10 protein-coding genes and 1 pseudogene are annotated in these 12,032 nt (G+C 62.0%); 5 read left to right on the top strand and 6 right to left on the bottom strand.

The genetic code is table 11. The features are described from left to right. Positions 1-52 precede the first annotated feature (52 nt). Complete coding sequence (locus tag ACZY0R_RS10500) at positions 53-460, bottom strand: cupin domain-containing protein (RefSeq protein ID WP_488858284.1); 408 nt, start codon at positions 458-460, stop codon at positions 53-55. A gap of 264 nt (positions 461-724) precedes the next feature. Between ACZY0R_RS10500 and ACZY0R_RS10495 the strand changes: the two genes are divergently transcribed. From ACZY0R_RS10495 to ACZY0R_RS10475, 5 genes are all read left to right on the top strand, one after another. Then, positions 725-2,062: an MFS transporter gene (locus tag ACZY0R_RS10495; RefSeq protein ID WP_488858283.1), complete on the top strand. Its 1,338-nt coding sequence runs from the start codon at positions 725-727 to the stop codon at positions 2,060-2,062. Positions 2,063-2,229: 167 nt separating this feature from the next. Further along, positions 2,230-2,919: a helix-turn-helix domain-containing protein gene (locus ACZY0R_RS10490; RefSeq protein ID WP_488858282.1), complete on the top strand. Its 690-nt coding sequence runs from the start codon at positions 2,230-2,232 to the stop codon at positions 2,917-2,919. Between the two features lie 94 nt (positions 2,920-3,013). Then, complete coding sequence (locus ACZY0R_RS10485) at positions 3,014-3,643, top strand: DJ-1/PfpI family protein (protein ID WP_488858281.1); 630 nt, start codon at positions 3,014-3,016, stop codon at positions 3,641-3,643. 169 nt (positions 3,644-3,812) lie between these two features. Next, entirely contained in the window at positions 3,813-4,232 is a 420-nt protein-coding gene (locus ACZY0R_RS10480; protein ID WP_488858280.1) for a hypothetical protein, read from the top strand. Between the two features lie 111 nt (positions 4,233-4,343). Next, on the top strand, positions 4,344-5,540 hold the full coding sequence (locus ACZY0R_RS10475; RefSeq protein ID WP_488858279.1) for a trans-sulfuration enzyme family protein: 1,197 nt from the start codon (positions 4,344-4,346) through the stop codon (positions 5,538-5,540). On the opposite strand, the gene mdeB is transcribed toward ACZY0R_RS10475, so the two are convergent. From mdeB to ltrA, 5 genes and pseudogenes are all read right to left on the bottom strand, one after another. Further along, the gene (gene mdeB / locus ACZY0R_RS10470) at positions 5,537-8,212 is read right to left on the bottom strand and encodes an alpha-ketoglutarate dehydrogenase (RefSeq protein WP_488858278.1); all 2,676 of its coding nucleotides are present in this window, start codon (positions 8,210-8,212) and stop codon (positions 5,537-5,539) included. The two genes, ACZY0R_RS10475 and mdeB, sit on opposite strands and share 4 nt — an antisense overlap. 231 nt (positions 8,213-8,443) lie before the next feature. After that, entirely contained in the window at positions 8,444-8,881 is a 438-nt protein-coding gene (locus ACZY0R_RS10465; RefSeq protein ID WP_045235865.1) for a helix-turn-helix domain-containing protein, read from the bottom strand. Further along, positions 8,866-9,150, bottom strand: coding sequence for a type II toxin-antitoxin system HigB family toxin (locus ACZY0R_RS10460; RefSeq protein WP_488858277.1), 285 nt, complete (start codon positions 9,148-9,150; stop codon positions 8,866-8,868). Before ACZY0R_RS10460 ends, ACZY0R_RS10465 begins: the two co-directional genes overlap by 16 nt. A 144-nt stretch (positions 9,151-9,294) precedes the next feature. Further along, a pseudogene (locus tag ACZY0R_RS10455) lies at positions 9,295-9,852 on the bottom strand (IS630 family transposase); the annotation flags it as partial. Between the two features lie 166 nt (positions 9,853-10,018). Further along, complete coding sequence (gene ltrA / locus ACZY0R_RS10450; protein WP_488857409.1) at positions 10,019-11,803, bottom strand: group II intron reverse transcriptase/maturase; 1,785 nt, start codon at positions 11,801-11,803, stop codon at positions 10,019-10,021. Between the last annotated feature and the right edge of the window lie 229 nt (positions 11,804-12,032).

The raw sequence follows: 12,032 nt of genomic DNA, 5'->3' as shown, positions 1-12,032 counted from the left end.
TCCAATGACAAATCCCGGAGCACCGCGCCCCGGGGATAGGACGCCGGTAATTTCAGGTGGCCTTGCGGAAGCCGGCCGTGCCAAAGAAGACGTTCGGCTTGCGATAGACCGCGAACAGCAGGCAGCCCTCGTCGGAACGGGTTTCGTGCAATGAGCCAGGCTGGCGCCAGACGAACTGGCCGGCGCGGCAGATCCCGTCGTGATCGTAGAACGATCCCTCGAGCACATAGCTTTGCTCGATCTCCGGATGCTTGTGGAATGGCAGCACCGCGCCCGGCTCCCACTTGAGGAGCACGGTCATTTCGCCGGCGGCGTCGTTGCGATACAGGACTTTCATCGAGATCTTCTCGAACTGGGAGGGCTCCCATTCGAGGGTATCCGGATCGACATAAACCGAGCCGCCCGGGGTCGGCTCCAGTTTGCCCTTCAAACGCTCGCTGAAGTGTTGATTCTCAATCACGGCAGTCTCCTCTGGACAATTAGGTAAGTGCAAGCGCGCAAACACGATGCGTCGCACGGAAACCAATTTACTCAATAGTTTCCTTGTAGTCAACCAAACCTCAATGTATTTTTGTATTTATGCTTTTTTAGTAACTTTAGTTTCCTTGTTTACCCTACTTTGCTTGAAAATGTTTCCCAATTGACTACTATGAACGCGCAGTTCTCGCGAGATTGCCCCCCCCGAAGCCAATGACAAGCAGCAAACAGGAGACAGGAGACACCGATGGATGCATACACAAACACGGAGGGCGCCGCAGGTTTGGCCGACACGGCGCACCGATCCAGCAGCAGGGACAGCATGAGCAAGGTGGTGACGGCCAGCGTCATCGGCACCATGGTCGAGTGGTACGACTTTTTGCTCTATGGCACAGCCGCCGCGCTGGTGTTCAACAAGCTGTTCTTTCCATCGCTAGACCCGTTGATGGGGACCATGGCCGCGCTGGGATCCTTTTCCGTTGGCTTTATCGCGCGCCCCCTGGGGGGTGTCATATTCGGACATTTCGGCGACAAGGTCGGCCGCAAGACCATGCTGATGACGACGATGTTCCTCATGGGCGGCGGAACGTTCGCCATCGGCTTGCTCCCCACCTACGGCCAGATTGGCATCTGGGCGCCGGCGCTGCTGATCTTGCTGCGCGTGATCCAGGGCATCGGCATCGGCGGGGAGTGGGGCGGCGCGGCGCTGATGGTGATTGAGCATGCGCCGCGAGACAAGCGCGGCTTCTATGGGAGCCTTGTGCAGATGGGATTCCCGCTGGGCATGCTTGCCTCTACCGGCATCTTTGCCTACCTGAGCAGGATGACAGACGCCGACTTCCTGTCGTGGGGCTGGCGCATCCCCTTTTTGCTGAGCGCCATTCTGGTCTTCCTGGGCTTCTATATCCGCCTGAAGGTCTCGGAATCGCCGGTCTTTGCCGCGGCGGCGGAAGCGAAGGAGCCGCCGAAGATCCCGTTGCTCGAGGTGCTGACCAAGCACCGCCACAACCTCATCATCAGCATCGGATTGAAAGTCTGCGAAGTTGCCTGGGTCTACATCCTCACGGTGTTCGTCGTCGTGTACGGAACCACAGTACTGAAGATTCCCAAAGCGGTCATCCTGGACGGCGTGCTCCTCGGTGCCGCGCTGGAACTGCTGACGATCCCGCTGTTCGGCTATTTGTCGGACCGCTGGGGCCGGCGCCCGCTGTATTTCCTGGGATCCATCTTCACCATCGCGGCCGCCTATCCGCTGTTCATGTGCATCCAGACCGGCAATCCCGTGATCATTGCGCTGGCGGTGGCAATCTGCATGAACCTGGGCCACGGCTCCATGTATGGCCCGCAAGCCGCACTGCTTCCCGAACTGTTCGGCACCAAGGTACGCTACAGCGGGGCATCCCTGGGGTGCCAGGTGGCGGCGGGCATCGGGGGCGGCCTTGCTCCCATGCTGGCGACCGCCCTGCTGGCCAGGCAGGGACATTTCGTCGGCGTGGCCATCATGATTGCCGTGCTTGGCCTCGTTACCCTGATCGCTACCGCGGCCAGCACTGAAACCTATCGGGACAACCTGTACGAATCCTGACGGCGGGCTGCTCGCGGCGCCGTCGCCTTCCCGACGCAAGGGCGGCGCAAGCGGCGCCAAAACCGCCTGGGCAACAAACGCCACGCAACAAGGCTTACAATTCCAACCGGGAAACTTGCCCAAGTTTCCCATTCCCCTACCAGACGGGCGAACGGAACTTGCAAGCCATGACGGCAAAAACCCTCGATAAAGCGCTTCTCGCATCACGGCAGAAGCAAGCCGCTCAGGATGTGAGCGCCACGCCGACAGATGATGAAGAAGCCGTCTGCCTGCGTCTGCGCACAGCACGCATCGAACACGGCCTTACGCTTGAAGCCCTTGCGGAGCTATCCGGATTCACAAAAGGCTATCTATCCAAGATCGAGAACGGAAAAAAGGCGCCGCCGATTGGTTCGCTGGCTCGCATCGCACGCGCCATGGGCATGGAGCTAAGCTATTTCTTTGTCGACGCGGATGCTGCGGACGCTGTCTCGCCCGAGGGCGCCGACGCTCCCGTCTCCGTGGTACATCATTGGGAGCGCAAACCCGTGTTTCGCGGCGGCAGCGCCTACGGGTACGACTATGTGAGCCTGGCGCACAAGAAGCAGCGCAAGCACATGGACCCCTTCATGTTTACCTTCCCCTCCGAGATCAATCTCGACTTCTTCTTCGAGCATGCGGGAGAAGAATTCGTCTTTCTCCTGTCGGGGAAAGTCGAATTCGAGTTCAAGGTCAAAGGCAAGCTTCAACGCTGCATCCTGGAAGCTGGCGACAGCCTTTACTTCGAGTCGAGCACGCCGCATCGGGGCCGCGCCCTGGAGGGTGATGCACAGGCAGTGGTGGTTGTGATGGAGCCTGCCGAGCCAGACCTCAAGTGAGACACAGCAAAACGGCAGGCTAGCGAAATGGACATGTTGCCCAAAAGGAAACATTGTCATAAGATTGGGAAACACCCCACTCGGAGACAACACCATGCGCATCGCGGTCGTTTTGTATGAACATATTGAACCCATCGAACTCGCTGTCGTCGGGACGCTATCGATGGCGAAACGCGTGACGGAGAAGCTCTCGTACTTCACCGTTTCAGAGCACGGCGGCATGGTCCGGTTGCAGAACGGGCTGCGCGTCGAAACCGACTACGCGTTCGCCGATGCGCCGCCGGCGGATGTCGTGATCGTGACCGGCGGCCCGGGCTGGCGCGAGCAGGTGCATAACAATGGCATGCTTTCGTTTATCCGCCGGCGTCACGCCAGCGGCGAGCGCGTGGCGAGCGTATGTACGGGCGCCATGATCCTCGGGGCCTCCGGCCTGCTCGAAGGCAAGACCGCCACGACAAAGTTTCCTGTCACAGGACCAGAGGAATGCCCGGTGACCACCCTGGCCAGACTATATCCGGACACGCAAGCCGTCCAGGCGCTGGTGGTCGACGAAGGCGATGTCATTACCGGCGGCGGCGTGACGCTCGGCATTGACCTGACGCTCTACCTCCTTGAGCGGTACCTCGGCTCTGAAGTGAGCTACGAGACGGCCCGCATCATGGAGTATGACGCGGCGCTGGACGCCAACCGGCGGCGCCTGCGCACGCTCAGGCATGCTGCCTGACCAGTTGCTTCCTAACGCGCAGCAACCGTAGGAATGAGCACGGTCACGCTCAGCCCTTTACCTGCACCTGCATCCTCGTTGGCGTGATCCATTGCGACAGTGCTGCGCTTTGTTGGACCGATGCCGCCTGCGGTATAGTCCTCGCGTTCAATTTCGGCGGAGAGATAGCATGGCTGAGAAAAAGGTTCGGGTGTCGCATATCGGTGTTCCCGGCAACCTGAGTGTCTTGAAACTCAAATCGTATCTGCGGACTGCCTTTGCCGATGCGGCGCAAACGGAGAAAACGGAGAAAACGGAGAATACGGAGAATACGGAGAATACGGAGAATACGGAGAGTGAGGAGGAGATCCTGCTGGTCAAGGTGCTTGTTCCCCGCCCGCTCGGCTTGCGTGCGGGGGAGAAGCTATTTGACAAGGTGCTGCAGGGCATCGTCGACAAGGATTCCCGTGTTACCCGCGTCTCGGTTGAGTTCGTCGATGGTGAAGTTACACAGCAGACCATTGACGCTAGCATGGCGAGGATCCAGAAGGAACTGGATGAGTTCGGGCACGTCTTGCACGAACGTTCAGAGGATGCGAGCCGGGATTGATCTACGCCACGTCCGGAGGATTCGGCTGTTGACGCTCAACAAGAAGCATAATTCTCATGCCTTCGGGAAAGACCCGGATGGCTAGCGAACCCACATCGTCGAGGCACAGTCATGCGTTCTCAAAAGCCCGCTTCATCGTCCTCCCCCGCCTTCGGCCTGCGCACCCTCGCCGTGCACGCCGGACAACATCCGGATGCGTCGACCGGCGCCATCGCGCCGCCCATCGTTGCCACCTCGTCGTTTGCCTACGACGATTTCGACGCGGGCGCGCGGCGCTTCTCCGGGGAGGAGCCGGGCTTTCTCTACAGCCGTTTCGCCAACCCGACCGTGCTGACCTTCGAGGCCAAGATGGCCGCGCTGGAAGGCGGCGAAGGCGCGGTGGCCTTTGCCAGCGGCACGGCCGCCATCACGTCGACGCTGCTCGGGCTGCTCTCGGCGGGCGACGAGGCCATCTACGTCGGCACGCTCTACGGCGGCACCGACGGGATCATGCGCAACCTGCTGCCCCGCCTTGGCATCCAGACCTTTGCCGTGCCCGACCTGGCGAGCGTGCAAGCCCGCCTGAGCGAGCGTACCCGGCTGATCTACGTGGAAACGCCGGCCAACCCCGTCATGGGCATCATCGACCTGGAGCAAACAGCCCGTATCGCGCGGGCGGCGGGCATCCTCAGCGTGGCCGACAACACCTTCGCCACGCCTTGCCTGACCCGGCCGCTGGCGCTCGGCATCGACGTAGCCGTGCATTCGGCCACCAAGTACATCGGCGGCCACGGCGATGCCACGGGCGGCGTCGCCGTGGCCCGTGGCGAGCTTATCCATCGCATCCGCCCGACCGGCATGAAGGACCTGGGCGGTTGCCTGAGCCCGCATGAGGCCGCCATGCTCATCCGCGGGCTGAAAACGCTGCCGCTGCGGATCGAGGCAGCCTGCGACAACGCACAGCAGATCGCACAGATGCTGCATGGCCATGCCGCGGTGGAGCGCGTCTACTATCCGGGCCTGCCCTCGCACCCCAGCCACGAGATCGCGCGCGGCCAGATGCGGCTGTTCGGCGGCATCCTGTCGCTCGAGCTGCGTGGCGGCCGGGCAGCGGCACGGCGATTCCTGGACCGGCTGACGCTGGTCACGCAGGCGGTCTCAGTGGGCGATGCCGACTCGCTCGCCTGCCATCCCGCCTCCACCACGCACAGCGCCGTCGCGGAGGATATCCGCTTGCGGAACGGCGTCACGGACGGGCTGGTCCGCCTCAGTGCCGGCATCGAGGATGCGCCGGACCTGCTGGCGGATATTGCGCAGGCGCTTGCTTAACGCACCCAGGGCCCATCGGCCTCCACGCGCACGCCATAGTGCTCCAGCCCCCGCGCGTGCAGCTCCGGCGAGATCGCGCGCAGCGCGGCAATTGCCACGTGGTACCGGTCGATCTCGAAGAAGCGCCGCAGCGCCGCGCGCGTATCGCTGCGCCCGAAGCCATCCGTGCCCAGGGCGGTGAACGGCGCGGGCAGGTACGACGCGATAAGCTGCGCATAGGCCCGCACGTAATCGGTGGCGGCAATGACCGGCACGGCGCCCGGCAGGCAGCGCTGCAAATGGCTTTCCGTTTCGCCACCGCTGGCGAACAGGCTGGCGCGCTCGCATTCGCGGGCGTCCCTGGCCAGTTCGGAGAAGCTGGTCACGCTCCAGATCTCCGACTTGATATCCCAGTCGCTCGCCAGCAGGTCCGCGGCGGCGATGACTTCGCGCAGGATGGCGCCCGAGCCGAGCAGCCTCACGCTGGTGGCGGCGCCTTCGGGACCGCGCGTGCCGTAAAGGTACATGCCCTTGATCACGTCGTCGTGCGCGTCCTCGCGCAACGGCGCCTGCACGTAGTTTTCGTTGTTGACGGTCAGGTAGTAGAACTCGTCGCGCTGTTCTTCCAGCATGCTGCGCGCGCCGTGATGGATGATGACCGCGGCTTCGCTGGCGAAGGCCGGATCGTAGGCGCGGCAGTTCGGCACCGTGGCGGCGATCAGCTGGCTCGTGCCGTCCTGGTGCTGCAGGCCTTCGCCGGCAAGGGTGGTACGTCCGGCGGTGGCGCCGATCAGGAAGCCCCGCGCGCGCTGGTCCGCCGCCGCCCAGATCAGGTCGCCGACGCGCTGGAAGCCGAACATCGAGTAATAGATGTAGAACGGCAGCATGGCCACGCCGCTCACGCTGTATGACGTGGCCGCGGCCGTCCACGATGCCAGCGCCCCGGCTTCGGTAATACCCTCTTCCAGCAACTGCCCTTGCTGGCTTTCCTTGTAGTACAGCATCGAACCGGCATCCTCCGGCTCGTAGAGCTGGCCCATGGGCGAATAGATGCCGATCTGCCGGAACAGGTTGGCCATGCCGAAGGTGCGCGCCTCGTCCGCCACGATGGGCACCACGCGCGGGCCCACGGTCTTGTCCTTGATCAGGTTGGTGAACAGGCGGACCACGCCGGTGGTGGTGGAGACCGCGCGGTCGTCCGGCTCCATCGCGAAGCGGCCGTACTGCATCAGTTCCGGCATGCGCAGCGCGGGCGCGGTCCGCGCGCGCGCCGGCAGGTAACCGCCCAGCGCCTGGCGGCGCGCGTGGAGGTAGGCCATCTCGGGACTGTCCTCCGGCGGTTTGCAGAAACGCAGCGCCGCCACGGCATCGTCGTCCAGCGGCAGCGCAAAGCGGTCGCGGAAGGCCAGCAGCGCGTCGATGTCCAGCTTCTTCTGCTGGTGCGCCGTCATGCGGGATTCGCCCGCCTCGCCCATGCCGTAGCCTTTCTTGGTCTTGGCGAGGATCACCGTCGGCTTGCCCTTGTGTTCCTGCGCGGCGCGGAATGCGGCATACAGCTTGCGGAAGTCGTGCCCGCCCCGGCGCAGCGCATCGATATCCGCGCTGCTCATGCTGGCGGCCAGCGCTCTCAGTTCGGGGTCGCGGTTGAAGAAGTGCGCGAGGTTGTAATCGCCATCCTTGGCGCCAAGGTTCTGGTATTCGCCATCCACCATCGCGGCGAAGCGCCGCAGCAGCGCGTGGCTGGTATCGCGGGCGAACAGGGCATCCCACTCGGAACCCCAGACCACCTTGACCACGTTCCAGCCGGCGCCGCTGAACAATGCTTCCAGCTCATTGATCACCTGCCCGTTGCCGCGCACCGGGCCATCGAGGCGCTGCAGGTTGCAGTTGATGACGAAGGTCAGGTTGTCGAGCTTCTCGCGCGCGGCGAGCGAGAGCGCGGCGAGCGATTCCGGTTCATCCATTTCGCCGTCGCCGAACACGCCCCAGACGCGGCGCGCCGCGGTATCTGCAATGCCGCGATGGCCGAGGTAGCGCAGGAAGCGCGCCTGGTAGATGGCGCTGATCGGGCCAATGCCCATCGAGCCGGTCGGGAACTGCCAGAAATCCGGCATCAGCCAGGGGTGCGGATAGGAAGAGAGTCCGCCGCCGCCTGTTTCCTGCCGGTAGCTGGCGAGCTGGGCTTCGGACAGGCGTCCTTCGATGAAGGCGCGCGCATAGACGCCCGGCGCGGAGTGCGGCTGGAAGTAGACCAGGTCGCCCTTGCGCTCGCCCTCGTCCGCGCGGAAGAAGTGATTGAAGCCCACCTCGAAGATCTCGGCGGCGGAAGCATAGCTGGCCAGGTGCCCGCCAAGCTCCCCATAGGCCTTGTTGGCGCGGAGCACCATGGCCAGCGCATTCCAGCGGATGATCGAGGTCAGTTTTTGTTCGAGCGCCAGGTCGCCGGGATAGCGTTGCTGTTCGCCCACGCCAATCGTGTTCTGGTAGGCCGAGTACGGATTCGCCCTTGGCCCCAGGCCGAGATGGCTCGCATGCTCGGCAAGGCGTTCCAGCAGGAAGCGCGCGCGCGGGGCACCGCTGGCGCGGAAGACGCCGGCCAGGGCGTCGAGCCATTCCCGGGTCTCTTCATGGTCGGGGTCGTGGCTTTGGCCTGAGGCACTCTCGATGGCGGCGGGCTTTTGCAGGGCACTCATTGCGGTCTCCGTGGGGCTTCGTTCTTCTGTATCCGGCGACAGCGTCAAGGATGCCGCGAATCGAGGAATTCATTGTAGGGAGGAGGCCGCGGCAGAAGCTGCCGAATTGGCAAGCAAGACCGGCCGCCGGCAGCGTAGCGTGCTGCGGCTGGGCTGCTGGCAGCGCAACGTGCCGCGGGGACAGGCGCGCTGGCTGCAAGTGGTGGCAGATGGGCTTGGCGTATCGCGGCCTCAGGCTACGACAGGTGCATCGGCCGGGAGGAAGACGGATGTAGCGACGCCAAAACGGGCAGCGAGGGCCCGAATTTGGCGCACGTTGAGTTCGCGGCGCCCTTTCAGGATTTCCGAAACCACGCCCTGGCTACCGATTTCGGGGACTTGCGCCTGCGTAAGGTGGTGCTGCTCCATCAGAAATCGCAAGGCATCCACGCCGCTTATGGCAGGAAATGCATAGTGTGCCTGGTCGTAGTCTGCAATCAACTCACCGAGCGTCGCGACCAGATCCGCCAGAGGATGTGATTCGTCTGCCGCGCCCGCATCGAGCAGTGCGTTCATGACGTTGACGGCCTTGTCGTAATCGCGTTCAGTCCGGATGGGGTGCAGGGGTACGACTTCGGACAAAGCGCGGAAGTGAGCGGTCAGTGCAGCCACGTTCAAGAGGGCTTCCATTTGTCGTACTCCTTGTGAGTTAGGACTTCGCGCACGTTGAGCATCTGGCGGTTGAAGTGAATCGCGGTGATGAGACGGTATTTGTTGTCACCAATGTCGAAAACGTAGAAATTTCCCACACGATCGGTAGCGTTAAAGGTTGCCTTCAAGTGGGCATAGCTGCCGAAGCTGGTGGCCTCGACCAGTTTGCGCCAAGCCTGTAAGGGTACGTTGGCATCCGGATATCGGGCCGCGAAATCCACCAGGGTTTTGTTAGAGATCACGCGCATGACGGCAGTATATCTCAAATTGAGATTTTCAGCGCAAGGGCCAGTATTACCGCCGGCTAGCCTTAGCCAGCAGGACGGCTGTGGCTGAACGCCACCACCAGGTCGGCCGAGTCATCCTGGGCCGTGCCATCGGCACGTAAGCTTTCAACAAAAAGTGAATCTGTAGTCTGCCCCAAATCCCTGAAGGATTACATCGACATCAGCTTCAAGGGTTTTGGTGTCGCGGGCTTTGAAGGCCAGCCACTCGTATTTCATCTTGTGCCAGAGCTTCTCGATGCGATTGAGCTCCGGGCTGTACGGTGGCAGGAAATACAACGTCAAGCCTTTCGTTTGTAGCAGCCGGAGATAAGGCCGCAGTGCGCGGGCCGTGTGGACCGAAGCATTGTCGAGAATCACGGTCAGCGGCTTGCCGACGTGTTCGACCAGCAGGCCGAGAAATCCAGCGAACAGCATCGAGGTCATCGTCTCCCACAACTTCGCTGCAAACAGTTCTCCCGAGGACAGCAGTGCTCCGACCACGTTCAGACGCTTACCACGCCGGGCTTCAATCATGTGTTGCTCCCCGACAGGTGTCCACGCACTTCGATTCGGCTGCGCTTGCGCGAAGCCAACTTCGTCTACGTAGGCGAGTTCGATTTCGCCACGCTGGGCTTGCTGGACCAACTCCCCAATTTCGGATTGGGCTTGTCGGAACCGCTGTTCGTCCCGCTTTTTTTTAAGCTATGCCGGGTTCGCTTCCATACCAGCCCCGCCCGTTTGAGAATCCCTGTCAGCGTATTGCGGTCGGGTAGCAGCGACGCATTACTACGTCGCCGCCCCCTAAGAACCGGACGTGCGAGTCGCCCCGCATCCGGCTCAAGCCATTCGTTCAGCACCATTGTGTGGCACCGGGCAGACCAGCGGAACGTTTCGCGGTTCGACGGCGGGCAAAGTAGGCGGCCCATGCCGGGTCAAACGGATTGGCCAGTCCCCGGATTTTGACGTGTCGCTGGATCGCGACGGTCGTTGCGCGGAAGAGTTGCAGGCCGCAGGTGTCACCCTCGGTTGAACCCTCTGTTGCAAAATCCCAGGACCGGTATCCGTCGCGCCGGAAGTACCGTTGCCGGACCCATCGGGCTCCTTTCATGGGGTGACGACGCTTCGCCCATCTCCAGAGCCGTTGCCAGATGTGGGAGTCGATTGAGGAGAAGATCGCTTTCGACACGACGTGACGGTGATACTGGGCCCATCCCCGGATCACAGGGTTGAGCTGTCGTATCAACGCCTCCTGCGTGGCGCTCGCGTTTTCCTTGATGATTCCCCTGACCTTGTCAAGCAGCGACTTGATGCTCTTGTTCGCTGGCTTGATCAGCAACTTGCCGTCGTACTTGCGCACGTTCTGGCCAAGGAAATCGAAACCCGCCGCTATGTTCGTGATCCGGGTTTTCTCTTCCGAGAGCTCCAGACCCCGAGCCGCCATGAACTGCCTGACTGCCGGAAGTACCCGGGATTCCAGCACATCTTTCGATACGCCAGTCACCACAAAGTCATCGGCATAGCGGACGACGTTGAGCTGCGCCTTTCTGCACTCAAGTGTGGATGTGCCCACACTTGCATGAACTGCTGCTTCAAGTCCGTCCAACGCCATATTCGCGATCACAGGCGAGATCACACCCCCTTGGGGTGTGCCCGCTTGTGACTCGAACAAGGTTCCTTCATCGATATATCCGGCTCGAAGCCACTTGCGCAGAACCTCCTTATCCATCGGTACGTTCTCCAGAAACCAGGAATGACTGAAGTTGTCGAAACAGCCCCGAATGTCACCCTCCAGAATCCATTCTGACGAGGCACGCTTGGCCAGAACGTTGAAGCACTGTTCGATGGCATCGGCGGTCGAGCGCTCGGGCCGAAAGCCGTAGGAATTGGCGTCTGCAAGGGTCTCCGCGACGGGTTCCAGAGCGAGCTTCCATAAGGCCTGCATCGCCCTGCACCGCATACACGGGATTCCTAACGGACGCTTCTTCCCATTACTCTTGGGAATGTAGACACGCCGCAACGGCATCGCACGATAGCCGCGATGTCGTAGCGACAGCATTCCGTTCCATCTGGCCGCCGGGGATGACCATATCTTGCCGTCCACCCCCGGCGTTCTCTTACCGCGATTCTCCGTCACACGCTTGACGGCGAGCATCTTGCCGCCATGCGAGCGGGTTAGCAGACGTTGCAATGCTTTCACCTTGCCCCATCGGCCTTCCTGAGCGGCCTTGGCGATACGCATCTGAAGTCGCTTCACCTCTGCTTCGATGTGCGACCAGTTTGCATGGTCCCACATCTGCGCAGCGCTCGAGAGTGCACCAGCGTCAGGAGCTTTCGCGTCCGTTGCCGTCATCTGCTTTCCCCCGTATAACGATTGTTCAAGGTTATCTCGCCATGAATGACCACGCGGAAGTCTGCCCGCTTTCGCGTCGGGCGATGTCTCAGCCCGTATCCCGTCCATTACAGCCGGGCGTTCGCTTTCTCCGCATTCCTTTACCCACCGCGCCAACAGCGTTCCTCGCGGTTCGCCTGCCGTTGCCGGCGCCGCGATGGGCTTACCCTGTTCCGCATGAATTTCCGAGCGGGGCGGACCCTTCCTCTTCGCCGGCGGCTTGTCGTCCATGGTGGCCCAGTTCACGAAGGCCACTCCACACCGCGTACCGTTTTGGTCCAAGCCTGTCAGCACGTTTGGCTTGTTGATTCTGACGACGTTTATCGGAAGTTCACATATGTTGATCGTACCCACTCATCCCTTGCTCCTCTCCGCCTCTGTGCTGGCAGATTCCGCCTTACCTCGCGGCTCGGCGTACCGGTTATCCGGCGGCTACGTTGTCCCCAGAGCTTCACACCGAGCTGTTACCGGCTCC

The organism is Cupriavidus sp. F041 (genome assembly GCF_057814235.1).
The sequence above is the reverse complement of the archived record's forward strand: the minus strand, read 5'-3'. Positions and strand labels throughout refer to the sequence as shown.